Annotated in this window: 26 protein-coding genes; 15 read left to right on the plus strand and 11 right to left on the minus strand. The window is 49.5% G+C overall.

What is annotated here, in order from left to right; genetic code table 11:
- Window position 1 precedes the first annotated feature (1 nt).
- Genes QVC96_RS00895 through QVC96_RS00940 form a run of 10 tightly spaced genes read left to right on the plus strand, consistent with a single transcriptional unit; the run spans window position 2 to window position 9,329 of the window.
- Window positions 2-1,777: an ATP synthase subunit A gene (locus QVC96_RS00895; RefSeq protein ID WP_287689691.1), complete on the plus strand. Its 1,776-nt coding sequence runs from the start codon at window positions 2-4 to the stop codon at window positions 1,775-1,777.
- Window positions 1,777-3,177 (plus strand): V-type ATP synthase subunit B, encoded by a 1,401-nt coding sequence (locus QVC96_RS00900; RefSeq protein WP_238025830.1) that lies wholly within the window; start codon window positions 1,777-1,779, stop codon window positions 3,175-3,177. Before QVC96_RS00895 ends, QVC96_RS00900 begins: the two co-directional genes overlap by 1 nt.
- Window positions 3,174-3,815 (plus strand): V-type ATP synthase subunit D, encoded by a 642-nt coding sequence (locus QVC96_RS00905; protein WP_238025829.1) that lies wholly within the window; start codon window positions 3,174-3,176, stop codon window positions 3,813-3,815. The genes QVC96_RS00900 and QVC96_RS00905 overlap by 4 nt, the downstream gene beginning before the upstream one ends.
- Window positions 3,805-3,966, plus strand: coding sequence for a hypothetical protein (locus QVC96_RS00910; RefSeq protein ID WP_238025828.1), 162 nt, complete (start codon window positions 3,805-3,807; stop codon window positions 3,964-3,966). Before QVC96_RS00905 ends, QVC96_RS00910 begins: the two co-directional genes overlap by 11 nt.
- Before the next feature lie 35 nt (window positions 3,967-4,001).
- Window positions 4,002-4,298, plus strand: coding sequence for a V-type ATP synthase subunit K (locus QVC96_RS00915; RefSeq protein WP_425598005.1), 297 nt, complete (start codon window positions 4,002-4,004; stop codon window positions 4,296-4,298).
- Window positions 4,299-4,340: 42 nt separating this feature from the next.
- Complete coding sequence (gene proS / locus QVC96_RS00920; protein WP_287689692.1) at window positions 4,341-5,783, plus strand: proline--tRNA ligase; 1,443 nt, start codon at window positions 4,341-4,343, stop codon at window positions 5,781-5,783.
- Between the two features lie 34 nt (window positions 5,784-5,817).
- Window positions 5,818-6,105, plus strand: a complete 288-nt coding sequence (locus QVC96_RS00925) for a 30S ribosomal protein S26e (RefSeq protein ID WP_012021849.1) — start codon at window positions 5,818-5,820, stop codon at window positions 6,103-6,105.
- A 49-nt stretch (window positions 6,106-6,154) separates the two neighbouring features.
- Window positions 6,155-7,168 (plus strand): pyridoxal 5'-phosphate synthase lyase subunit PdxS, encoded by a 1,014-nt coding sequence (gene pdxS, locus QVC96_RS00930; protein ID WP_238025825.1) that lies wholly within the window; start codon window positions 6,155-6,157, stop codon window positions 7,166-7,168.
- The gene (gene pdxT, locus QVC96_RS00935; protein ID WP_238025824.1) at window positions 7,165-7,761 is read left to right on the plus strand and encodes a pyridoxal 5'-phosphate synthase glutaminase subunit PdxT; all 597 of its coding nucleotides are present in this window, start codon (window positions 7,165-7,167) and stop codon (window positions 7,759-7,761) included. Before pdxS ends, pdxT begins: the two co-directional genes overlap by 4 nt.
- 47 nt (window positions 7,762-7,808) lie before the next feature.
- Window positions 7,809-9,329: a PINc/VapC family ATPase gene (locus QVC96_RS00940; protein WP_287689693.1), complete on the plus strand. Its 1,521-nt coding sequence runs from the start codon at window positions 7,809-7,811 to the stop codon at window positions 9,327-9,329.
- On the opposite strand, the gene hjc is transcribed toward QVC96_RS00940, so the two are convergent.
- The 6 genes from hjc to QVC96_RS00970 form a co-directional block, all read right to left on the minus strand.
- Complete coding sequence (gene hjc, locus QVC96_RS00945; RefSeq protein WP_238025821.1) at window positions 9,326-9,760, minus strand: Holliday junction resolvase Hjc; 435 nt, start codon at window positions 9,758-9,760, stop codon at window positions 9,326-9,328. The genes QVC96_RS00940 and hjc overlap by 4 nt on opposite strands.
- An 18-nt stretch (window positions 9,761-9,778) precedes the next feature.
- The gene (ilvC, locus tag QVC96_RS00950) at window positions 9,779-10,786 is read right to left on the minus strand and encodes a ketol-acid reductoisomerase (RefSeq protein WP_287689694.1); all 1,008 of its coding nucleotides are present in this window, start codon (window positions 10,784-10,786) and stop codon (window positions 9,779-9,781) included.
- Window positions 10,755-11,141, minus strand: coding sequence for an ACT domain-containing protein (locus tag QVC96_RS00955; protein ID WP_238025819.1), 387 nt, complete (start codon window positions 11,139-11,141; stop codon window positions 10,755-10,757). Before QVC96_RS00955 ends, ilvC begins: the two co-directional genes overlap by 32 nt.
- On the minus strand, window positions 11,119-12,837 hold the full coding sequence (locus QVC96_RS00960; RefSeq protein WP_238025818.1) for an acetolactate synthase large subunit: 1,719 nt from the start codon (window positions 12,835-12,837) through the stop codon (window positions 11,119-11,121). Before QVC96_RS00960 ends, QVC96_RS00955 begins: the two co-directional genes overlap by 23 nt.
- Before the next feature lie 195 nt (window positions 12,838-13,032).
- Window positions 13,033-13,527 (minus strand): magnesium-dependent phosphatase-1, encoded by a 495-nt coding sequence (locus QVC96_RS00965; RefSeq protein WP_238025817.1) that lies wholly within the window; start codon window positions 13,525-13,527, stop codon window positions 13,033-13,035.
- Window positions 13,505-14,302 (minus strand): GTPase, encoded by a 798-nt coding sequence (locus QVC96_RS00970; protein WP_238025816.1) that lies wholly within the window; start codon window positions 14,300-14,302, stop codon window positions 13,505-13,507. Before QVC96_RS00970 ends, QVC96_RS00965 begins: the two co-directional genes overlap by 23 nt.
- Before the next feature lie 33 nt (window positions 14,303-14,335).
- Between QVC96_RS00970 and QVC96_RS00975 the strand changes: the two genes are divergently transcribed.
- On the plus strand, window positions 14,336-15,298 hold the full coding sequence (locus tag QVC96_RS00975) for a hypothetical protein (protein WP_287689695.1): 963 nt from the start codon (window positions 14,336-14,338) through the stop codon (window positions 15,296-15,298).
- On the opposite strand, the gene QVC96_RS00980 is transcribed toward QVC96_RS00975, so the two are convergent.
- Window positions 15,254-16,108, minus strand: a complete 855-nt coding sequence (locus tag QVC96_RS00980) for a UbiA family prenyltransferase (protein ID WP_287689696.1) — start codon at window positions 16,106-16,108, stop codon at window positions 15,254-15,256. The genes QVC96_RS00975 and QVC96_RS00980 overlap by 45 nt on opposite strands.
- Before the next feature lie 40 nt (window positions 16,109-16,148).
- On the opposite strand from QVC96_RS00980, the gene QVC96_RS00985 reads away from it, so the two are divergent.
- The gene (locus tag QVC96_RS00985) at window positions 16,149-16,349 is read left to right on the plus strand and encodes a PolB1-binding protein PBP2 family protein (RefSeq protein ID WP_287689697.1); all 201 of its coding nucleotides are present in this window, start codon (window positions 16,149-16,151) and stop codon (window positions 16,347-16,349) included.
- On the opposite strand, the gene QVC96_RS00990 is transcribed toward QVC96_RS00985, so the two are convergent.
- Both QVC96_RS00990 and speD read right to left on the minus strand, forming a co-directional pair.
- A complete protein-coding gene (locus QVC96_RS00990) occupies window positions 16,316-17,191 on the minus strand; it encodes an NAD(P)/FAD-dependent oxidoreductase (RefSeq protein WP_238025810.1) in 876 nt (291 codons plus the stop codon). The two genes, QVC96_RS00985 and QVC96_RS00990, sit on opposite strands and share 34 nt — an antisense overlap.
- Window positions 17,191-17,565, minus strand: a complete 375-nt coding sequence (speD, locus tag QVC96_RS00995; RefSeq protein WP_238025883.1) for an adenosylmethionine decarboxylase — start codon at window positions 17,563-17,565, stop codon at window positions 17,191-17,193. Before speD ends, QVC96_RS00990 begins: the two co-directional genes overlap by 1 nt.
- 186 nt (window positions 17,566-17,751) lie before the next feature.
- Between speD and QVC96_RS01000 the strand changes: the two genes are divergently transcribed.
- Together QVC96_RS01000 and QVC96_RS01005 are read left to right on the plus strand one after the other, a co-directional pair.
- Window positions 17,752-18,033: a DUF211 domain-containing protein gene (locus tag QVC96_RS01000; protein WP_238025808.1), complete on the plus strand. Its 282-nt coding sequence runs from the start codon at window positions 17,752-17,754 to the stop codon at window positions 18,031-18,033.
- Window positions 18,030-18,971, plus strand: a complete 942-nt coding sequence (locus QVC96_RS01005) for a TIGR00269 family protein (RefSeq protein WP_287689698.1) — start codon at window positions 18,030-18,032, stop codon at window positions 18,969-18,971. Before QVC96_RS01000 ends, QVC96_RS01005 begins: the two co-directional genes overlap by 4 nt.
- Before the next feature lie 116 nt (window positions 18,972-19,087).
- Here QVC96_RS01005 and QVC96_RS01010 read toward each other — a convergent pair whose 3' ends face one another.
- Window positions 19,088-19,615, minus strand: coding sequence for a cob(I)yrinic acid a,c-diamide adenosyltransferase (locus tag QVC96_RS01010; RefSeq protein WP_238025805.1), 528 nt, complete (start codon window positions 19,613-19,615; stop codon window positions 19,088-19,090).
- Between the two features lie 74 nt (window positions 19,616-19,689).
- Between QVC96_RS01010 and leuS the strand changes: the two genes are divergently transcribed.
- Window positions 19,690-22,506 carry a leucine--tRNA ligase gene (leuS, locus tag QVC96_RS01015; RefSeq protein WP_238025882.1) on the plus strand — a complete coding sequence of 939 codons (2,817 nt, stop codon included), beginning with the start codon at window positions 19,690-19,692 and terminating at the stop codon, window positions 22,504-22,506.
- Here the strand turns inward: leuS and QVC96_RS01020 are convergent, their stop codons facing one another.
- Window positions 22,507-23,094 carry a hypothetical protein gene (locus tag QVC96_RS01020; protein WP_287689699.1) on the minus strand — a complete coding sequence of 196 codons (588 nt, stop codon included), beginning with the start codon at window positions 23,092-23,094 and terminating at the stop codon, window positions 22,507-22,509. It abuts the gene before it with no gap.
- Between the last annotated feature and the right edge of the window lie 29 nt (window positions 23,095-23,123).

Here is a 23,123-nt window from a genome sequence, read left to right on the forward strand (position 1 = left end):
GATGGCACAGGGTAAAGTTGCTAGGGTGAACGGGCCACTGGTTGTGGCCGAGGGTATGAAGGATGCCCAGATGTTTGAAGTTGTTGAGGTTGGTGAACCCAGACTGGTGGGCGAAATCACAAGGATTGAAGGGGACAGGGCCTACATTCAGGTATATGAGGATACAAGCGGTATAAGGCCTGGAGAGCCAGTTGTGGGAAGCGGGGCTCCGCTTTCCGTGGAGCTAGGTCCTGGCCTTCTGGGGCAACTTTTTGACGGATTGCTTAGACCCCTGGGAGAAATAAAGGAGGTTACCAAGTCACCCTTCATCAAGAGGGGAATAAAGTTACCCACGCTGAACAGGGAAAAGAAGTGGCACTTCGTTCCCAAGATTAAGAAGGGCGATAAGGTTGAACCAGGTGATATCCTGGGAACAGTGCAGGAGACTGGGCTGGTGGAGCACAGGATACTGGTTCCTCCTTACGTTCACGGAAAGTTAAAGGAAATTGTCACAGAGGGCGACTACAGGGTAGAGGATAACGTGGCCATTGTGGACATGAATGGCGACGAAGTTCCAGTGAAAATGATGCAGAAATGGCCTGTCAGAGTTCCCAGGCCATTCAAGGAGAAACTGGATCCCACTCAACCACTGCTCACTGGTGTCAGAATCCTAGATACCATATTTCCCATGGCTAAGGGAGGTACTGCAGCCATTCCAGGACCCTTCGGGAGTGGGAAAACGGTAACCCTGCAGAGCCTTTCCAAATGGAGCGAGGCAAAAATTGTAATTTACGTTGGATGCGGAGAGAGAGGTAACGAGATGACCGACGAACTGAGAAGCTTCCCCAAGCTCAAGGACCCATGGACAGGGAGGCCCCTTCTGGAAAGGACAGTCCTTGTGGCAAACACCAGTAACATGCCCGTTGCTGCCAGGGAAGCAAGCATTTACGTTGGGGTGACCTTGGCTGAGTATTTCAGGGACCAGGGATATGACGTGCTCACGGTTGCCGACTCTACCTCCAGATGGGCTGAAGCCCTTAGGGATCTGGGAGGTAGAATGGAGGAGATGCCGGCGGAGGAGGGATTCCCAAGCTATCTTTCCTCCAGAATTGCCGAGTACTACGAGAGGGCAGGAAGGGTTAGAGCGCTTGGTAACCCGGAGAGGTTCGGCTCAGTTACCTTGGCTTCTGCCGTTTCACCGCCTGGAGGAGACTTCACCGAGCCAGTTACCAGCACTACACTAAGATTCGTCAGGGTATTCTGGCCATTGGACGTGTCCCTGGCTCAGGCCAGGCATTATCCGGCAGTTAACTGGCTCCAGGGTTTCTCGTCCTATGTGGACCTAGTGTCTGACTGGTGGATTAAGAACGTTGATCCAGACTGGAGGATAATGAGGGACTTCATGGTGAGGACCCTTCTTCGAGAGGATGAGCTGAAGCAAATCGTTAGGCTGGTGGGTCCAGAGTCCCTCGCGGAGAAGGATAAGCTGACCCTAGAGGTAGCCAGACTCATCAAGGAAGCTTTCCTGAAGCAGAATGCCTATGACGACATTGACGCTTTCTCTTCGCCTCAGAAGCAGGCCAGGATTATGAAACTGATCTATCACTATAACCAGTACGCCACCAACGCTGTGGAGAGAGGGATACCAGTGAAGAAGATCGCTGACAAAATAACTGTAGTCCCTGACATAATTAGATCAAAGGCCACCATAAAGAACGACGAACTTCAGAAATATGACGAACTAGAGAACAAGTTAAAAGCTCAGTTCGATGAACTCTTGAAGGAGGCTGGTGCTTAATGGAGTCTTCCATGAATGTGAGGGAGTACTCAAATATTTCCATGATTAAGGGTCCTCTGGTAATGGTTCAGGGCGTTGCTGACTCCGCCTATAACGAGCTAGTTGAGGTTGAGATGCCCAATGGCGAGAAGAGAAGAGGAATTGTCGTAGATAGTCAGAAGGGAATTTCCGTAGTGCAGGTCTTTGAGGGAACCAGGGGAATATCTCCAGTTGGAACCACTGTGAGATTCCTGGGTAGGGGACTTGAGGTAAAGATATCGGAGGAGATGCTGGGAAGGATTTTCAACCCCCTGGGTGATCCTCTGGATAATGGCCCCATGGTGATAAAGGGCGAAAAGAGGGACATCAACGGCGAACCGCTGAACCCTGCAGTCAGGGACTATCCTGAGGAGTTCATACAGACCGGTATCTCCGCGATTGATGGCCTGAACTCACTGCTCAGAGGTCAGAAGCTTCCAATCTTCAGCGGGAGCGGTCTGCCTGCAAACATTCTCGCAGCGCAAATAGCCAAGCAGGCAACGGTTAGGGGAGAGGAGAGCAACTTCGCTGTGGTCTTCGGTGCCATTGGAGTGAGATATGACGAGGCACTGTTTTTCAGGAAGTTCTTTGAAGAGACAGGGGCAATAAACAGGGTAGCCCTGATCATGAGTCTGGCAAACGAGCCTCCAGTTATGAAGACGCTCACCCCCAAGACCGCCCTCACCCTTGCGGAGTATCTAGCCTTTGAACAGGACATGCACGTCTTGGCAATTCTGATTGACATGACCAACTACTGCGAAGCGCTCAGGGAGATAAGTGCCTCAAAGGAGGAAGTACCTGGTAGAGGTGGCTATCCCGGTTACATGTACACCGATCTAGCCCAGACATACGAGAGGGCTGGGAAGGTCGTGGGAAAGAAGGGATCCATAACCCAGATGCCTATCCTGACAATGCCAAACGATGACATAACTCATCCAATTCCAGACCTGACAGGTTACATCACCGAGGGTCAGATTACCTTGGACAGGAGCCTGTATAACAAGGGAATCTATCCACCAATCAATGTTCTCATGAGCCTGTCAAGGCTCGCCAAGGATGGAATAGGTGAGGGGAAGACCAGGGATGACCACAAGGACGTGTCCAACCAGTTGTTTGCGGCCTATGCAAAGGCCGTTGACACAAGAGGGCTTGCAGCGATCATTGGAGAGGATAGCCTTTCTGACACAGACAAGAAGTATCTAATGTTCGGTGATGCCTTTGAAAGGAAATTCGTAAGTCAAGGGGTTAACGAAAACAGGGATATAGAGACCACTCTAGATATTGGATGGGAGGTCCTCTCCATTCTGCCAGAGAGGGAGCTCACAAACGTGAAGGTGGACTTTATCAAGAAGTATCATCCAGCCTACCGTGGTAAGAAATGAGCTCTAGGAGGGTACTCCCCACAAAGATAAACCTCATCAGCATGAGGAATCAGCTCAAGCTCATCAGAGTAATCAAGAGGCTATTGGAGAACAAGAGGGAAGTTCTTCTCATTTATCTGAGGACTTACGTAAACGAGTACGAGAAGATCTACAACGAGGTTAACGAGGCTTTGAAGGTAGTCTATGACAGCTACATGAAGGCCGTTGTTGATGAAGGTATTGGGAACATAGAGACCATAGCCAATTCTCAGACCAGTTCACTTCAGTTAAAAAGCTCCACTAAGGTCATCTTCGGAGTCAAGATTCCCATCACCGAACTTAGTGAAACCAGCATTCCCCCAAAACCCTTCAGCGAAGTTGAAACCTCTCCCTACCTTTCCGAGGCTTACGACAGGATGAGGGAGACCATGATTAAGGTCATCAAACTTGTGGAGCTTGAGTCAACCATCAGATCGCTTGTTGCCGAGCTCAGAAGAACCCAGCGCCTAATCAACGCCATAGACACCTCAATACTTCCCTTCTACAACAACTCGGTGAAATACATTAGATCAATTCTAAATGACAGGAGCAGGGAGGAATTCGTTAGGCTTAAAGTCACAAGAAGGATCTTACAGAGGAGGAGAGGAGATGGACGCTAATCCCTTTATTTCAAATCTTAACAAGAGACTTGATGAAAAAATGAAGGAGATTCAGGACCAGCTGAACAAGGAGTATTCCTCGATACTGGAATCTAAACGAAAGGCCATGGAGGAAATAAGGAGAAAGGCTTTAAAGGAACTGCCAAAGTAAACAGTGGTGGATTTAACATGGAATATTCAAAGAGAATGAAATATGTAATACTCCTTCTACCGCTCCTTATGGGGTCTGCTGTGGCATTTGCTCAGTCTCCTGCAGAGACTTCAACTGGTTTTTCAGGGATTAACATTGGTGCAGGACTAGCTGTGGGTCTTGCAGCAATTGGCGCTGGCATGGCCGTGGGTATGGCTGCTGCAGCTGGTATAGGTGTACTAACAGAGAGAAGGGACATGTTCGGTACCGTGCTGATCTTCGTGGCCATAGGGGAAGGAATAGCAGTATACGGTATACTGTTCGCAGTGCTAATGTTGTTCGGTAAGTTCTAAAAACCCCCAAACTTTTTAGGTCAAGTTTTTTGGATTCCTCCCATGAAGATATCAAGGGAAAAATGGTCCTCTAATTTTAGCGAGTGGTTTGATTGGGTCATCTCTCAGGCAGAAATATATGACTACGGGAGGTATCCTGTTAAGGGTTCTGGCGTTTGGATGCCCTACGGCTTCAAGATTAGACAGAACGTTACCAATCTCATTAGGAAGTTGCTTGACGACACCGGTCACGAGGAGGTTCTCTTCCCCCTCCTCATCCCAGAGGGACTTCTCAAGAAGGAGGGCGAGCATATCAAGGGTTTCGAGAAGGAGGTTTTCTGGGTCACCCACGGAGGAGAAGAGGAACTAGAGGAGAAATTCGCCCTCAGACCAACGTCGGAGGTTGCCATAACCCTCATGGAATCTCTTTGGATAAAGGGCTACACTCAATTACCCAGGAAGTTTTACCAGATAGTTAGCGTCTTCAGATATGAGACCAAGGCCACAAGGCCCATGATCAGGGTTAGGGAACTGACCACGTTCAAGGAGGCTCACACGGTTCACGAGACATTTGAGGACGCCGCTAAACAGGTGGATGAGGCTGTGGAGATATACAGTAGGTTCTTTGACATTCTGGGCATACCCTATCTCATCTCCAGAAGGCCCGAGTGGGATAAGTTCGCCGGGGCGGAGTACACAATTGCCCTTGATACAATTATGCCGGATGGAAGGGCCCTGCAGATTGGAACGGCCCATCACCTAGGTCAGCACTTCACCAAGGCCATGGATTACAAGGTGCAGAGGGCTGACGGTTCCCACGTTCATCCGCATCAGACCAGTTACGGAATATCTGACAGGGTGATAGCCACTCTCATATCCATAAACGGCGACGATCATGGCCCCATCCTACCTCCCGTGGTGGCTCCCTTTGAGGCAGTGATCATACCAATACCCGGGAAGACCGACGAGGACACGGAGAAGATCAACAGGTATGCTGGGGAAATAGAATCAACCCTGAAGACCAATGGTATCCGCGTTACCTTGGATGCCTCAGAGGACAAGACCCCTGGGGAGAAGTACTATATCTGGGAGTTAAAGGGAGTGCCCATAAGGATAGAGGTGGGAACCAGGGAGCTGAACGCAGGCACAGTGTTCCTGAAGAGGAGGGATACGCTCGAGGGTAAGGCAGTGAAAAAGGATGATTTGATCAAGGAGTTTAGAAACCTTGAGGATCAAATCTCCGCCGACCTAAGAAAGAGGGCATGGGAGCAGTTCAGGGAGAGAGTGAAGAGGTTCCAGAATCTGGACGAGGCTAAAAAATTCCTTGACAACAGGGGAGGTATAGCTGAGGTTCCGTGGTGTGGACAGGACTCGTGCGGTCTGAAAATAGAGGAGGAGGTTCAGGCCAGGGTTCTGGGTGCTCCCCTGAAACCGGAGCCTAGCGGTAACTGCGTTGTATGTGGAAAACCTTCAACCAACATCCTTCGAATAGCAAAAACTTATTAGAGGTCATAATGAAAAGAGGAGAGGTGCTAAAGTATTGCCCAAAAAGAGGGAGAACAGAGGCAGAAGGAAAGGAGATAAAGGTCACGTAGGGTATGTCATGTGCGATAACTGTGGAGCAAGGGTACCGGAAGACAAGGCCGTGTGTGTTACAAGGACCTACAGTCCCGTGGACGCTTCCCTGGCTAACGAACTGGAGAAGAAGGGTGCCATAATCACCAGGTACCCGGTCACCAAGTGCTACTGCGTCAACTGTGCGGTTCACTTTGGTCTAATCAAGATAAGGGCTGAGAACGAGAGGAAGTCTAGGGCAAGACTCTTCTAGGAAGGATCAGAAATCTAAGTTTTTAACCTCACTTCACCTCTATTTGCTTATGAGGCTATACGAGCTCTCATTTGATGAGGTAGAGAGATTCTTCTACAAGTTAGCTGAGTTAAGGGATACGGTGAAGGATTCGGGATTAATGTCTTACCTTCCTGAATCCCCTTCCTTCACGGGTCAGATTCAGGGAACCACTAGGGTAAAGCACGCCTTTCCAATCTTCCAGAAGGGAGGCGTGGTCATGGATGTGACCAGCGTGGAACAGGCAGGGATAGCGGAGGAAGCTGGTGCAGTCTCAGTTATGGTATTGGACAAGCTCCCCTATGACGTGAGAAAGGCTGGCGGAGTTGCCAGGATGGCAGACCCCAAGATCATAGAGGAAGTCATGAATTCCATCACTATTCCAGTGATGGCAAAGGTGAGAATTGGGCATTATTATGAGGCCAAGGTTCTGGAGGCCTTGGGAGTGGACATGATTGACGAAAGCGAAGTTCTGACTCCAGCTGATGAGGAGCATCACATCAATAAGTGGGAATTCAAGATTCCATTCGTGAACGGGGCCAGAAGTTTGGGCGAGGCCCTCAGGAGGATTTCAGAGGGAGCTTCAATGATCAGGACCAAGGGTGAACCGGGCACAGGAAACGTGAGTGAGGCTGTGAAACACATAAAGATAGTTAACCAGGAGTTGAGGGCTCTGCTCAGCATGGCTGAGGAGGACAGGGTAAAGAAGTCTAGGGAGTTGCAGGTTCCCTACGAACTGGTGGAATTGACCGTGAAGTACGCTAGATTACCAGTGGTCAACTTCGCCGCTGGCGGGATAGCAACCCCAGCCGACGCTGCCCTGATGATGTGGCTGGGCACAGATGGTATCTTCGTGGGTTCGGGAATTTTCAAGAGCGAGGATCCGCTGGAGAGGGCCAAGGCTATTGTTTTGGCCACCGCAGGCTGGGAGGATCCGGAGATAGTTCTGGAGGCACAGAAGATGATAAGTGAGCACAAGGCCATGATGGGTATTGACATAAAGACCTTGAAGCCTGAGGAACTCATGCAGGTGAGGGGAGCATGAAGATAGGAGTGGTTGCATATCAGGGAAGCTTTGAGGAGCATGCACTCTCCGTGAAGAGAGTGTTTGACAAGATAGGAAAGGGAGAAGTTATTCCAGTCAAGAAGCCAAAGGACCTTGACGTGGACGGCATAATCATCCCGGGAGGAGAGAGCACAACAATTGGCCAGGTAGCCCTAAGGCTGGGCCTTCTGGATCCCCTAAAGGAGAAGATAAATCAGGGAATCCCAGTGCTGGGAACGTGTGCTGGTGCCATCATGCTATCCAAGGAGGTAACGGATGCCAAGGTTGGAAAGAAGGGCCAGCCCCTGATAGGGGTGATGGATGCCTCAGTGATCAGGAACTATTATGGCAGACAAAGAGAGAGCTTTGAGGCCATAGTGGACCTGGAGGAGATAGAGGGAGGAAAGGAGAAGTTCGTGTTCATAAGGGCTCCAGCAATCTCCAAGGTATGGGGGAAAGCAAAGGCCCTCGCCACTCTGAACGACGTGATAGTAATGGCCCAGGAGGATCAGATTCTCACAACCACCTTCCACCCGGAGCTGTCAGGGACAACGTCAATTCATGAGTACTTCCTCAGGATGATCAAGAGATAGTGTTTTATTTTACTACTCAAAACTAGGATTAAACGGGGAATAATCTTTTGCCGAATGAGTTTTTGGTTGATAAGAGCTCGCTGCTTCAGGGCGTTACTAGGTATATAGAGAAGAACCTGATCAACGGAACGTTCCTGATACACAGGGCCCTACTCAGGCAACTGGAACAGGAATCCAAGCAGGGGCTTGTCACCAGCGACATTGCGCTTGAGGAGATTGAGAAGCTAAAGGATCTATCAGAGAGGTACCTATTTGCTGTGGAACTGGTGGGAAAGGAGAGCGGAGATGCGGAACAGGAGTTGAGGAATTACTGCGCGGAGAGAGGATGTAGCTTACTCACAGCAGATGAACTTACCAAGAAAATGGCGGAACTTCTGGGAATTGGGGTAACGTTTCTGGAACCCCTGCCTGAACCACTGTCCATAGAGACCTTCTTTGACGAGTCCACAATGAGCGTTCACCTCAAGGAGGACGCTGTTCCCAAGGCAAAAAAGGGGAAACCTGGGGATTGGGAATTTCACGTTCTAAGGGAGACTCCCTTGACTGGTGGGGAAATAAAGAAGATAGTTTCAGAGATACTGAACTCAATCAGGTGGACCAAGGGCTCTTTCATAGAGATTGAGAGGAAGGGCTCAACCATAGTTCAGTTGAGCACGTACAGGATAGTGATAACGAGACCTCCCCTGTCTGACGGCTGGGAACTCACAGCCACCAGACCGGTTGCAAGGAAGAGGCTGGAGGACTACGCTCTTAACCCTGAACTGGTGAACAGGCTTGAGCAGAGGGCGGAGGGCATCCTTATTGCCGGCTCTCCTGGAATGGGCAAGACAACCTTCGCTCAGGCACTGGCGGAGTATTACATGAAAATGGGCAAGATAGTTAAGACCATAGAGTCCCCCAGGGACATGCATCTCCCTGCGGATATAACCCAGTACTCCAAGAATTACGCGGAGATTGGGGAACTTCACGATATTCTACTCCTGAGCAGGCCCGACTACACCGTCTATGACGAGATGAGAAACGACGAGGACTTCAGGCTTTACATAGACCTCAGGCTTGCTGGAATAGGCATGATAGGAGTGGTACACGCAACGACGGCAATAGACGCCATACACAGGTTCCTGAACAGGGTTGACCTTGGAACCGTTCCGGGAATTCTGGACACGGTACTCTTCATAAATAAGGGCACGGTAGAGAAGGTTTACAGCTTGGAGATGACTGTAAAGGTTCCAGAGGGGTTAAGGGAGGCTGACCTAGCCAGGCCTGTAGTTCAGATCAAGGACTTCCTCAATGACAGGGTGGAGTACGAGATTTACGTGTTCGGCGAACAGACCATGATAGTTCCTGTGGGTAGACTTAACCTAAACACTATGGAGAACAGGATAACTAGGGCCATATCTGGGGTTATCCCTGACGCGAAGGTCAAGAAGGAGAACGGGGAGTACGTGGTGGAGATTCCAAGGGAGGGCATATCCAGCTTCAACAGGAAGATCAACACAAAGCTGAGGAAACTAGAGAAGAAGCATGGGATCAAGATAAGGATAAAGTTACAGGATAAGGAGTCCTAAAGGAAGGTATCCAGTGTTTTACTAAACTTGGATTCAACGTATCTGGCAAGGCCGTCAATGTCCACTCCCTTTTCTATAGCCTCCTGAGTTGCAACGTAGTTTCCACCGTCAGTCTTCTTGAGATCCTGAAACCTAATGAACTTGAGGAGTTTGGGATTTTTCACAGCCAAGAATAACTCGCCTCCGCTCCTTCTCGAGAACTCAAGTATTCCATCAGCCTGTTCCCTTGTAATGTACACATTTCCCTCCTTTTTCCTGCTCTTCACCTCTATCAGCAGGATTACTCCCATTTTGAGTGCCACGATGTCTGGGGCTGGGTCCTTTCTCTTGCTCCCGCTAGCTGGTGATCTTATGACCGCGAAGCCCCTGTCCCTCAGAAGCGAAAGAATATATCTCTCGACGTTAGAACCTCGAGCTTTCCTTTGGTTCACAAGTTTATAAAAAGAGATCTAGGATTTAGGCCTTCCTCTCTCTATGAGCTCTTTGAGCCTTCTGCCGGTCTGTTCCTCAAGGCTCTTATCCATTTCCTCCATGCCCTTACTTAGGGTTGGGCTACCCCTACCGTACTCCTCTATCCACTCCTCTGCAAACTTCCCTGACCTAACCTTCTCAGCAGCCTCCCTTATCCTTCTCCTTGTCTCCTCGTTTATCACCTGCTTGCCCACAGTGAATCCACCATACTTGGCTGTGTCTGAGACTGCCCTGAGCATTCCCATGAATCCCTTATCGTATATCAGGTCAACGATCATCTTGAGCTCATTTATGGTCTCAAAGTAGGCCACCTCGGGCTGGTAACCCATTTCCACGAGGGTCTCAAACGCGGCTTTCATGAGCTCCATCACGCCTCCTACCAGGATGGTCTGCTCCCCAATGAGGTCCGTTTCGGTCTCTTCCTTGAACGTTGTCTCTATTGCCCCTGCTCTGGTACCTCCCAGGGCCTTGGCTATGGCCAGCGCTTTCTCCAGGGCCTTTCCGGAGTGGTTTTGATGAACTGCAACTAGAACTGGGACTCCTCCTCCCTTTACGTAGAAATCCCTGACTATGGGACCTGGGCCCTTGGGTGCAACCATATAAACATCAACGTTGCTTGGAGGTTCTATGAGCCTGTAGTGGATGTTGAATCCGTGGGCGAACACAAGGTCCATTCCCTCCTTGAGGTAGGGTCGAACCCTTTCCCTGTAAACCAGTCTCTGAGCCATATCAGGAACTAAGAAGATCACCACATCGGCATCCTTCACGGCATCCTCAGTCTTCTTGGGCGTAAATCCGTCTGCCTTTGCCTGTTCCCAGCTCTTCCCTTCCCTTTCCAGACCCACTGTGACCTGAAGGCCAGAGTCTCTGAGATTGAGAGCCCAGGCCCTGCCTTGACTACCGTAACCTAGTACGGCTATTCTCTTTCCCTTCATGGGATCGAGAGTTGTGTCCTTATCCGTGTAGATCTTTGCTATACGACTCACCCCAACTGTAGCCTGTTATCTTAGAGTAAACTGGTACATAAACTATCATCTTTTCCTCATCGGGATTATCACTTATCTCGCCCTTGTTGTTAAAGGAGTATGAAACAACCTTACCCTCTTCCAGAACCTCCACCTTCTCCACATCCACCATCTTGCTCAGGTTCAGAATCGCAAGGTTTGTGTTCTTTCCTTCCTTAACCTCCATATAGATCTCATATAACCCGTCTTCGTTCACTTTCCTTGCGTTAATCCATTCCACATCCACCCACAGTTTCCTCAGGGTCCCCATTACCCTCTCCAGGAACCCTGGATCCCTATAGTAACCTGTTACCCTAAGTAGCCTTCCTTGGGTCACGCACTATCACCTGTTTCAGTTTTCCTCCAGGAGGTAGAGTGGGGAGTGCCAGTTCCTCCTTATCTATTGGGACCCTGATCACCGCCGGGATGTTCTCCTTTATGGCCGTCTTTATTGATCTTTCTATCTCGTCATAACTTGTGGCGTTGAAACCAAGGGCACCAAAAGCCTCCGCGAACTTCACGAAATCAGGGGAGGGACCATAATCAACCCCCACTACCCTTCTGCTCTGGAAGAGGTCTTGGACCTGCCTCACCAGGCCTAGGGTTCTGTTATCGAAGATCACTGAGATGATAGGAATGTGTTCATCCACAGCTGTGGCCAAGTTATTGGCCGTCATGAGGAAGGAACCATCTCCATCCAGGTCCACGACTACCTTATCAGGCCTGGCCATCTTGGCACCCATGGCCGCAGGCAGGCCAAAACCCATTGTTCCCATTCCAGTGGAGGAGAGGAACGTTCTGGGCTCCAGCACCTCCCAGAAGACCTCTGACCACATCTGGTGCTGTCCCACACCTGTGGTAACTATTGAGTCCCTGGGTATGGAGTTCCTTATGGTCTTAAGGATCTTCCATGGTTTCAGCTTCCCGTCCTCCTCGTGATAGTAGAACTGTGCGTAATAGTCCCTTAGCTCCTTGACCCTCTTCACCCAAGCTGAGTTGTCCCTCTTTCTTCCCAGCTCCCTCACTGCCTTAATTATCTCCCTCAAAAGGATCTTGGCATCTCCATACAATGGGACGTCTATTTTGAATGCCCTTTCCGAGTCCGTGGGATCAATGTTTATCATAATGAACTTCTTCCTTGTTTCAATCATTTCGTCGTAGGAGGTGAACGTTCTATCACTTAATCTAGCTCCAACCACCAGCATTGCGTCCGACTCAAGGGCGGCCATGGAGGCCTCCGCCCTTCCATAGTAGCCCATTGCCCCCAGGAAGAGAGGATGATCATGTGGAATTGCTGACTTTCCAGGCAGGGTGGAGACCATGGGAATAGCCAATATCTCGGAGAGTTCGAGGATTTCCGGGGTAGCATTGGACCAAACTGCACCAGTTCCCGCGAGGATGATTGGCTTCTCTGCCTCGACCAGAATCTCCGCTGCCTTTTTGATCTTGACCGGATCAATCACTGTCTTGAAAGGTCTATAACCCTTGACATCCGGTCTTTCAGGCCACTTAACGTCCTCTATCTTTTCCAGCTGAATGTCCCTGGGAATATCAACCACCACAGGGCCTGGCCTCCCTGTGGATGCTATGTAGAAGGCATTTTTTATCCAGATGGGAATCTCGTAGATGTTCTTGAGTTGCACGACGTATTTGGCTGCATTGGCAAAAATCCCAGGAGTGTCAGCCTCCTGGAAGGCCATCTTTCCTATAACCGGTCTAACCACCTGACCTGTGAGAGCCACTACTGGAGAGCTGTCCCAGTAAGCTGTAACCATTCCCGTTACGAGGTTCGTGGCGCCCGGTCCTGAAGTGGCTGTGCACACTCCAGGTCTCCCTGACGCCCTGGCAAACCCGTCAGCTGCATGAACTGCTGCCTGTTCATGTCTCATCAACACGTGCCGTAGCTCTCCATTCTGAAGGTCCTCGAGAAAGGCGTCATAGATGGGCATGTTGGTTAGACCAGGTATTCCAAAAATTACCTTGACTCCCTCCCTTTTGAGAGAATCAACTACTAACCTAGCACCTGAGGGCATACAAAATCACCTTTATACATAATTCTACATCTAAACAACCTTGAGAAAACGACAATCTTGAGAAAACGTTTAGACTTGGAGGGTATAACCACCGATCATCCTTATCACGACCATATAGCAGAGAATCAAGGTTTTTAAACTTTATTATCATGTATTAACTTTAACAAGATTAGATTTTGTTTACTAAACAATTGCTCATGTATAACGATTTTCCAATTTTGAGATTATTTCCAGGTGATCATTTATGTCTTTCCACATTTCGAGGCACTGAATTCTTCCTAGGTAAAGCCAAACATTACCGAAATGTGCCCTCCTGTCGTCCACGAAAAGAACCTCCTCTGGTTTGAAATGAAATCCCCTTTCCGCAAACTTTCTGAGAATCTCCGTAATCATTATGAACTTGAAGGGGAAATCCCTCGATACAATGACGTCGAAATAATTGTCCAGTTCAAGTGCCCTCAGAACCTTTTCCGTCTTATGGGGATAGTTCCAGGTAGCCATGGCTATCTTCACCTCCTTCCTTTTCAGCTCATCCAGCGTTCTCCTGACGTTAGGGAAGAGCTTGAGGGTTCTTCCAGCGCTATCCCTCAACACATCCTTCCCTGGTAGTTGGAAAGGCTCCTCAAACTCTGAGATATTATAGTGATCCCAGAGAGTTTTATCCGCATCAAATATCACTAGTTTTATCATGTTTTAAACCCGGAGGTTTGGTATAGTAAGTTATCTTACCCTCATGATAGTCCCTTATAAGTTGAACTGAAGCCTGATCTATGTTGGGTTCCCTGTCGCTCTTGTATATCCAGCCCCTCTTTAGGGCGAGCTTCTCCAGAAAGTCCAGGGGAGATGAGAACTCTATCCTGTAGGCTAGGGTCAGGGAATTTGGATTGAACTTCACTATTCTCTCCACGAGCCTTATTGCCACCTTCACAGGGTCTTCCAGGTCCTCAGGTCTGCTTCCACGCAGGACCCTCTCGAATGGATCCCCATCGGGAGGTATCACGCCAGGGGAGTCTATGGCGTAGATCCTCGAATCTATCCTTACCAGCTGAAGGGACTTGGTGTAACCCGTTGACATGGGAATGGAAGACGTGGAGGCAGCATGTTTACCCTTGAGCGCATTTATCACCGAGGACTTACCGGTTTTTGGGTAACCTACCACTCCCACTATCCCCTCCTTACCCCTCAGCAATTCCTTCACCGAGTTTCTGAGGATCCTTGTCCCCTGATGTTCCCTTGAGGAAACAAAGACAGAACGGAGACCCCTCTCCTCAAAGTACTCCTTCCACTCTTTCAGAATCTCCAGGGGAACAAGGTCCGCCTTGTTGATCACGAGGAGGAGTTCTTTACCAGATTTCAGGATCATGTCCTCCACCCTTCTGGACCTGGTGAGCTCCGGCTCCCTGGAATCTAGAACTTCCATAACCACGTCTGACCTAGATATCACTGATTTTAGCACCTTCAGCATTTGCTTTATTTTGGATGTCCCCCATTATAACGTATGCCAGTGAACTTTGCGCCTTTTGACGAGGGTGAGATTACCGGTTACCTTGACTATCAGAGCTCCACTAAATCTACCACTCTGGGGAATACTCTCAAGGACTACTCCTTTTCCTTCTATGTTGAGGAGAAACCGGAGAAGGGATACCTCTTGGTGATTACGGAGTCTCCACCGGACTACGTTAAGTGGAGACTTTGGGTGAATAATTTCTCGCTAACAAAAGAGTTCAAACCAAACCTGAGTTACCTCACGGAGGATAAGAGAGAGTTACACTTTCACATTTTTGACGTGACGCACCTTCTAGTGAAGGGGAAAAATGAGCTCACCGTTAACTATAACAGCGCTCGCCCCCTTACCATAAGGCTGGCCAACGCAACCATGATAATGAGGTCAGAGGGTTTCTTCACCAGGTATTCCCTGAGGGGAGGGCTCCTTCAGCTCAGGCCTGGAGAGATGATGGAGCTGAAATCCATGGGCAGGAGTTACCTGGTGGTCAGGAGTAATTTCAGGGGAAAGGTGAGGGTCTCCAACGGTAAGAGCCAGGAGGATACCTTGGAGCTGGGGCACGAATGTGAGGAGATAGACGCTGAGGGGAACTTCGTGAGGATCTTCAATCCTTCCAGTGAGGAGCAAAGGAGCGTGGCCCAGATCCTCCTTCACTACTCCTACGCCTCCCAGACCCCTCAACTTGATTTTGATCTGATTCCAGAACTGATTGGGAATAGCCTTCAGATAAGGGTTGTGAACAAGGGAGATGTGGACATTGAGAGGCTGACCTTGAACGTGATGGTTAATGGGGTGACCGTTGGGTTCAGGACTCTCCACGATCTCTCAAGGGGAGGAGAGACACAGTGCACGATTCAGTTACCCCAAAAGAGGGGAATAGTCTACATTAGGAGCGTTGGTATGAGGGCGGGTTTAAGGAAAATTGTGGAAAAGGAACTGAAAAGGGAGACTGCCTAGGGCAAAGGCCATCATTCCAAGGAAGGCCGACCCCTTAAGAAGGGATCTGGCCCTTGACGCTCCCGCCTCCGAGGTTTCTGCCAGAACTGCCTTTGTCGTAACATAGAGGAACGGTACCAGGAGAACGCCATAGAGGAGGTTATATCCAAGGAAGAGAGGAAGAGGAGAGGTCACCTCGGTTAACACCAGGGATATCCTGGCCACTCTCCATGCGCTCACTATTCCCCTGGTGGTGGCTAGTGTATTCACGTGATTTGCCAGGTCGCCCCGGTAATCCTCTATTCCCTTAACTATTTCCCTGGAAAGGGTGAGCAGGAACGTGTATAGTACTGGAATCCATATCCTCTGAAGCCACGTTCCCTCGTGGTAGGAGAGCCCTCCATAAAACAGGGAAAGGGCAGTGGCTGTCGCCACGATTAGATTTCCGTAAATACCCGTTCTCTTCAAGTCTCTGGCGTAGAAAACCAGGGCTATGCTGACAAGAAACGCAACCAGAAACTGAAGGTAACCCTGTAGTGCTGATAGAATCACACCGGCTCCCATCAAACCGTAGGAAAGGGAGGTGGCAGTGCCAATAGATACTGCGCCTGAAGGAATTGGTCTGTCCGGTTTGTTTATCCTGTCTATCTCCACATCGTAAACGTCATTGATGGCGTTACCCCCCGCGTCCACGAGGGCTACCACCAGGACGGCGAGGATGAGCTCTACGGGATTGATTCTCCACATGGAGGAAGCTACGTACCCCGTGAAGGCCCCAAGCCCCGCACCTATCACGTTATGGATCCTCACCAGCCTTAGTAACGGATTCAAGTTAAAGTTAAATCCCTAGGGCGGAAAATAAAATTACAGCATGTCAGATTCTAGGGAACTGGAAATTGCAAGGAAGTACTTTCAGACAAACCTCTCTGTGGGGGAGATAATTGCCGTGAGGGATCTCAAGGGCCTCGGAATAAGGGAACCGGAGAGGGTTATAGCGGAGTTGATCAGGCAGGGCGTGATAGTCAAGGGCGAGGGGTGTTACAATTTCCGTAGGGAGAAAAGGAAGGAGTGAAAGTCGAACTCCTTGTCCACGTAAAACGTCTTTCCGTTCATAAATCTCAGGGTGGCTAGTCCCATCCTCCACGTCTTCTCCAGGAGAGATGTAATGAAGTACTGCCTAGCTATTTCCCTTTTCAGTCTGTCAAAGTTTGAGAAGTTTTCCAGCAACTCCGCTATTCCAAAGATGCCTCCTCCCGTGAACGTTTTTATGAGACCTGTCCTGTCACCTATTGCAGGAACAGAGGTAGGAGAAGGTTTAACCCTGGGGATGGCACCACCATGAACGCTCAATACTCTCCTTGAAACTGGGGGTATGAAGGGCCTGGGGTCCGATCTGGAGAGTGCCCCCACCAGCGTCCTATCGGGCAGGGGTACTATCCAGCCGAAACCAGCGGGATTCCTGGGATCAAGGGTCACCACTATCTCCTCCTGATCCATGGGCTCAGTGACGTACTCCACTGCTTTAACCCAGTTGGCCTTTCCCTTCCATCCGGACGCGTCAAATACATCACCGCGATACACGGATCCCTTCGCGAGGACCTCATCCCTTCCCCTAATCACCGCATCCACTGGCCTCATTACCCCAAGTTCAGAGTCTAACCATTTCTCTAGCCTTTCCCTTCCCAGCCTGATGAAATCTCCCCTTATGAAAATTTCCACACTTCTGTAAATTACCCTTATTTCCCTGAACTCCCTATCCACGAACTCCTTAGAGACGGAAAGTTTCTGAAACGTGGATCTGCTAATTATTCCAGTGCACTGCTTTCCCGGGTTTCTCCTCCTGTCAAAAACTATGGGATCTCTATCCCTTAACCTGTGGGCCAGAAGGAGTCCAGCTATCCCTCCTCCTACCACTAGAACTCCGATGACCTATCAGCCTCATTAACATTGAACCTCTTGGCTTTAAGTTCTGCCACAATATAGTTAAAGGCCTTCCTGGGATCAGTGTGGCTACCGCAGGAGTAAACGTCGACGGTGGCAAAGCTATGCTCAGGCCAGGTGTGTATGGTGACATGGCTCTCTAGAACAATGGCGACCACGCTCACACCTTCTCCTATCTTCCATGCCTTTACGTCTAGCAAGGTCATGTTGCCTTCCTTGGTTGCCTGCACAGCTATTTGCTTCAATCTCTCTGAGTCCTTGAGTATCTCAGTATCGCATTCGTAAAGGTTGCCAAAGACTTCCTTGCCCACAACTCTCGGTGTACCTCTTAGTTCAACCCCCATCATGTTTTGACCCCCCATTTATATACCCCCTATACGTTATTATATTTAAACTTATCCTGCTCTACCCGGGGGGTTAATAAATTGTTCCCGTAGATTTAGTAATGAAGGCTTTTAAACCCCATTTATCGAGAACATTGAAATAGTCAGAAATTTAACGGAGAGAGCAATAAAGTGGGGTATTGATGTAATTTGACTATAAGAAGAATTGTCCTAGATGTTCTCAAACCCATAAGGGGTTCATCCATTGTGGATTTAGCCGAGAGATTGGACAATTTGGAGGGAGTAGATGGAGTTAACATAAGCGTCTCGGACATGGACGTTGAAACCATGGGATTGATGGTTGTGGTTGAGGGAGAGAACGTAGACTTCAAGGAGGTTCAGAACATTCTTGAGGAGGAGGGATGTGCCATACACAGCATAGATGAGGTGGCCAGCGGTAGGAGACTCGTGGAAGGGAGACGTGGTAAATGAAGTGTGATAACTGCGAATTAAGGCAGGCTGAAATTCTCCAGCCCCACACAGGGAAGAGGCTCTGCAGGGAGTGCTTTCTGGCGGACATTCAGGAAAGGGTTGGAAAGGAGGCCAAGAGGCTAGGGATAACCTCGGCATCCAGGGTCCTCATAGCGGTGTCCGGAGGAAAGGACAGCCTCGTCCTGGCAGATACACTGTCCAGGATAGTGGATCCAGGTAAATTGATTGCGTTCAACATAGTTGAGGGCATCCGGGGGTATAACAGGGAGGATCAGGTTAAGGAGTTGAACCAGTACCTGAAGAGCCTTGGAATAGAGCTTATATCCACCTCATTCAAGGCGTCAGTGGGATACTCCCTTGATGAGATGGTCAGTTCCTCGAAGGCTAGGGGGTTAAATATAGCTGCCTGCACCTTCTGCGGTGGATTCAGAAGGAAATTAATAAACCAGGCTGGAAGGGACGTGAAAGCTGACCTGGTGGCTACGGGCCATAACCTAGATGACGAGGCCCAGACCATCATCATTAACCTCCTTCGTGGAGACGTTAAGAAATTAATGAGGGTGGGTGAAAGTCCCCTGAAGTTAAGCGATAAATTTGTCATGAGGGTCAAACCCCTGAGGAAGATTTACGAGTGGGAGACCACCATATATGCGTATTTTAAGGGATTTAAGTTTCAGGAGGTGGAGTGCCCCTACATCTCGGCCAGGCCCACCATGAGAGCCAAGGTAAGGGAATTGATGTATGCCCTGGAGGAGAAATCGCCCGGCTTCCTGCTCAGGGTGGTGGAGAACTTTGATAGGATTGGGGAGGAGGCTAGAAGGGAAAGCAGGTTGTCAACCCTGCCTACGTGCAAGTTATGTGGCGAACCGACCAGTTTCGGCAGGGAGTACTGTAAGAACTGTGAACTTCTAATTTCCGCAGGGCTCAAGTCTAGCTAGTGGAGCCAGATGGTGTGGTCATGTTAGCTTTTTTTAAGGTTCTGAGGATTTAGATCGAACTCCCAAAGCCATAAGACGAATTTATACAAGTTTGACGACACTATGAGCCAGACGTACTAGAAGTACTTGCCTATGTCGTAATATCTTTCTCTAACCCCCTTTCTGAGATTGGCAACAATTGCCATGGAAAACAGCATTGAGGAAAGCCTGTTGAGGTAAACAATGGTGGTCTTATTCTTGACCTCAAGCTCCTTCGAGTATCTCACTGCGTTCCTCTCCAGTCTTCTCACCACAGCCCTGGCCACGTGAAGTACGGAAGCCTCCTCCGATCCCCCGGGGACAACGAAAAGCTTCACTGGACCGCTTTCTTTCCTATACGCCACAGTCCTCTCCTCTAACCACTTCACCTTCTCCATGGTTATCTTCTCTGAGCTCGTGCTCCAGTCCTCTCCCAGAGCGAATAAATCAAGCTGAACTCTTTCAAGATCAGATTTCATATCCTCCCATGGAAGACGTGAGATGGCCAGGCCAATGAAGGAGTTAGCCTCGTCAACGTCTCCGAGGAAATTCACAAGGGGCGAATCCTTGCCAACTCTGCCCTTGGGTACAGTGGTCTCTCCCTTATCTCCAGCCTTGGTGAACATTTAATAAACTTAAAAAAGTTGTTCTTAAATAGGTTTTGGTGATTACGATTCCATCGCAGGAATTTACAGATTTATTGAATGAGATCTCGAAGAAGTGGCAGGAGGAGTGGAGCAAGAACAGGATTTTTGAGGCGGATCCAAGGGATCAGAAGAAGTTCTTTACAACAGTTGCGTTCCCCTATCCCAACTCCCCGTTCCATCTGGGACACGGTAGAACCTACGTAACGGGCGACGTTTACGCTAGGTTCATGAGGATGAGGGGTTACAACGTCCTTTTCCCCATGGGTTTCCACTTTACCGGTACTCCCATCATAACAATGGCCGACGATGTGGCCAAGGGCGACAAGGATCTCCTTGATATATTTCGGAACATTTACGAGATACCTCCAGACGTCATTCCCAAACTATCGGATCCGCTCTTCATGGCCAACTACTTCAAGGAGGAAATTAAGGCCGCCATGAGGGAGATAGGGCTATCGATAGACTGGAGGAGGGAGTTCACCACAATAGATCCCCATTTCTCGGCCTTCATAGTGTGGCAGTTCTCCAAGTTACAGAAGAAAGGATATGTGGTCAAGGACACCCATCCGGTGGGCTGGTGCCCTGTTCATAACCTGCCCGTGGGAATGCACGATACCAAGGGTGATATGGAGCCCGAGATTGGAGAATACGTGGTGATATTCTTTGAGACCAAGATGGGTTCCCTTGCAGCTGCAACCCTCAGGCCTGAGACAATCTTTGGAGCAGTGGCAGTCTGGATAAATCCCAAGGCGACTTACGCTGTGGTGGAGAGCTGGGGTAGGAGGGTGATAGTGTCAGAGAGGGCCGCAGAGAAACTCAAGTTCCAGATAGACGTGAAGGTTCTGGAGAAGGTGAATGGGTCAGAGCTTCTGAAAATCACGGCAATTAACCCCGTCACAGGAAAGGAGATCCCTGTATTGCCGGCGGACTTCGTGGATCCTACCACTGCCACGGGAGTGGTAATGAGCGTTCCAGCTCACGCTCCCTTTGATTATTACTACCTGAAGAAGGCAAAGGTCTCCATCGAGCCCATACCTGTGGTGGCAGTGGAGGGTCAGGGAGAGTCGCCGGCGAAGGAGCTAGTGGAGTCATCCCACCCCAAGAATGACGCAGACCTGAAGAAGCTCACTGAACAGCTATACAGGCTCGAGTACAACAAGGGCGTCATGAGGAGCGATGTTCTCAGGCTGGTGAAGGAGGAACTCAGAGCAGAACTTTCCCCAATAGCGGGAAAACAGGTCCCTGAGGCAAGAAAGATGATCACGGACCTCCTCCTCCAGAGGAAGGCAGGCACCAAGATTCTGGAGATCATGAACAAGCCGGTGTACTGCAGATGCGGTAATGAGGTGGTGGTGAAGATCCTCCAGGATCAGTGGTTCCTGGACTACGGCAATCCAGAATGGAAGGCCAAGGCCAAAAAGCTTCTGGCCAACATGAGGGTGATCCCTGAGGAGACTAGGAAAGACTTCGAGTACGCGCTCGACTGGCTACAGAAGAGGGCATGTGCTAGAACCAGGGGACTTGGAACACCCCTTCCGTGGGATAAGAAGTGGATAATTGAGAGCCTCTCCGACTCAACGATTTACATGGCTTACTATACACTTTCGCATAAGCTGAGGGAATTTGGCCTGCACCCCTCCCAGCTAACTGAGGAGACATGGGATTATATACTACTGGGGGAGGGTGACGTGAAGGCTGTGGCCGAGAGGAACAAGATAGGAATCGAGGCCCTTCAGGAGCTGAGGAGACATTTCACATACTGGTATCCCCTGGATCTAAGGCACAGTGGTCCAGATCTTATACCAAACCACCTGAGCTTCTTTATCTTCAATCATGCCGGTATATTCCCCGAGGACCTGTGGCCAAGGGGAGTTGCGGTTAACGGCTTCATCCTGTACGAAGGAAAGAAGATGAGTAAATCCCTGAGGAACATAGTCCCGCTCAGGAAGGCCATAAGAACCTATGGAGCGGACGTAATCAGGATTGCCCTTTCCTCGCTCGTGGACATGAGCTCAGACGCCAACTTCACCGAGGCCGGGGCGAGGGCAATTACCGATAACCTGAAGAGGTTTTACGAGCTCATGCAAATGCGCAGTGGTTCCTCAATTGACGGAACTCCAGAGAGGTGGTTGAGGTCCAAGTTGCACAGACTGGTAAGGGATGTGACTCCTCTCATGGAGTCCATGAGGTTCAGGGAAGTTATCAATGAGCTACTCTTCAATCTGTCGTCCTATATTAACGAATACTTGGAGATGGTGAGGTCCGAGTCCAGGGAGTATAACAACGACGTGATCAGGGAAGTGGTGGAGACCTGGACAAAGTTGATGTCTCCCTTCGCTCCACACCTTACCGAGGAAATGTGGCACCAGATGGGTCACAATACATTCCTATCCCTGGAGTCTTGGCCTACCCCTGATTTCAATAAGATCAATGATGAGGTGGAACTGGAACATGAATATCACAAGCTGTTAATAGAGGATATCAGGGCAATCCTCAACGTATATAAGGGCAAACCTTCGGCAGTGGTGCTGTACGTTCACGACGGAAGCCTGAACCAGGTTGTGAAGAGCGCCCTAGACGTGCTAAGCAAGGGCGGAACAATGAAGGATTTCATGCAAATGAATACCCCCAAGAGCAAGGAAGAGGCAAGGACGCTTCAGAGGATTATGCAGTATGTGACTGAAATGCCGGAAACGGTGAAGAGATTAGTGCTCTCCAACGTAAATGAAATGGACGTCACGAGAAAGGGTGTACCATTCTTGAGGTATAAGCTGAACTTGGAAGTTGAGGTTCTTCCCTACACTCAGGAAGTGAGGCAGAAAATTAACAAGGAAGCACTGCCCTACAGGCCTGCCATACTGGTGAAATGACTAGTAGAACCGGGGCTTAACTATTTCAATAACGTTTTTCCGTGTCCTTACTTTTCCTATCCTGATCAGAAACGCTATTTCCTCCCTAACCTGCTCCTTGGGCATTTTCAGCCTTTGCGAGGCTGCATCCACCAGTTCCCCCAGCAGGGCAGTCCCACCGAAATCCTCCAACACTGAGAGAACACTTGACTTCTCGTAATCCACGTCTTCCACCCCTGCGTTGCTCACCTTAAAGAGGAACTTTGTACCTTCACCCGTAGCCATGTAGATTCCATCATTGATTCTGGTCAGCTTGAACTCCCTGGCACTAGGCAATCTGAGGTGTCTGCTTGAGGTTACGAGAAGGTAACTTGAGGGAACCTCACTCTCAGACATGGCATCGAAAACTAGGTTCACAGATCTTGGCCCACATTTTAGGTCCACCGGGAAGGGGGCTAGGTTCCACCTTATTCTATCCTCGTTGATTATGCACACCTCCTCGCCCCTCTGCCTAAGTAGTCTGGCCAATGTGAGGGTGATGGTGAGACTAGCAGTATAGTAATAAGAAACTATGAGGTGCTTTCCTGAGGCCAATTCCTCCAGAAACATGTAATGGAAAAAGCTTAAAACAGGTTAAA

This window comes from Metallosphaera javensis (ex Sakai et al. 2022), from assembly GCA_021654415.1.
Classification (GTDB): Archaea; Thermoproteota; Thermoprotei_A; order Sulfolobales; family Sulfolobaceae; genus Metallosphaera; species Metallosphaera javensis.

Bases quoted from the DNA above. Each gene is read 5' to 3' on its own strand.
- QVC96_RS00895 (WP_287689691.1), top strand. From the start codon at position 2: ATGGCACAGGGTAAAGTTGCTAGGGTGAACGGGCCACTGGTTGTGGCC.
- QVC96_RS00900 (WP_238025830.1), top strand. From the start codon at position 1,777: ATGGAGTCTTCCATGAATGTGAGGGAGTACTCAAATATTTCCATGATT.
- QVC96_RS00905 (WP_238025829.1), top strand. From the start codon at position 3,174: ATGAGCTCTAGGAGGGTACTCCCCACAAAGATAAACCTCATCAGCATG.
- QVC96_RS00910 (WP_238025828.1), top strand. From the start codon at position 3,805: ATGGACGCTAATCCCTTTATTTCAAATCTTAACAAGAGACTTGATGAA.
- QVC96_RS00915 (WP_425598005.1), top strand. From the start codon at position 4,002: ATGAAATATGTAATACTCCTTCTACCGCTCCTTATGGGGTCTGCTGTG.
- proS (WP_287689692.1), top strand. From the start codon at position 4,341: ATGAAGATATCAAGGGAAAAATGGTCCTCTAATTTTAGCGAGTGGTTT.
- pdxS (WP_238025825.1), top strand. From the start codon at position 6,155: ATGAGGCTATACGAGCTCTCATTTGATGAGGTAGAGAGATTCTTCTAC.
- pdxT (WP_238025824.1), top strand. From the start codon at position 7,165: ATGAAGATAGGAGTGGTTGCATATCAGGGAAGCTTTGAGGAGCATGCA.
- QVC96_RS00960 (WP_238025818.1), bottom strand. From the start codon at position 12,837: ATGCCCTCAGGTGCTAGGTTAGTAGTTGATTCTCTCAAAAGGGAGGGA.
- QVC96_RS00965 (WP_238025817.1), bottom strand. From the start codon at position 13,527: ATGATAAAACTAGTGATATTTGATGCGGATAAAACTCTCTGGGATCAC.
- QVC96_RS00970 (WP_238025816.1), bottom strand. From the start codon at position 14,302: ATGCTGAAGGTGCTAAAATCAGTGATATCTAGGTCAGACGTGGTTATG.
- QVC96_RS00975 (WP_287689695.1), top strand. From the start codon at position 14,336: ATGCCAGTGAACTTTGCGCCTTTTGACGAGGGTGAGATTACCGGTTAC.
- QVC96_RS00985 (WP_287689697.1), top strand. From the start codon at position 16,149: ATGTCAGATTCTAGGGAACTGGAAATTGCAAGGAAGTACTTTCAGACA.
- speD (WP_238025883.1), bottom strand. From the start codon at position 17,565: ATGATGGGGGTTGAACTAAGAGGTACACCGAGAGTTGTGGGCAAGGAA.
- QVC96_RS01005 (WP_287689698.1), top strand. From the start codon at position 18,030: ATGAAGTGTGATAACTGCGAATTAAGGCAGGCTGAAATTCTCCAGCCC.
- QVC96_RS01010 (WP_238025805.1), bottom strand. From the start codon at position 19,615: ATGTTCACCAAGGCTGGAGATAAGGGAGAGACCACTGTACCCAAGGGC.
- QVC96_RS01020 (WP_287689699.1), bottom strand. From the start codon at position 23,094: ATGTTTCTGGAGGAATTGGCCTCAGGAAAGCACCTCATAGTTTCTTAT.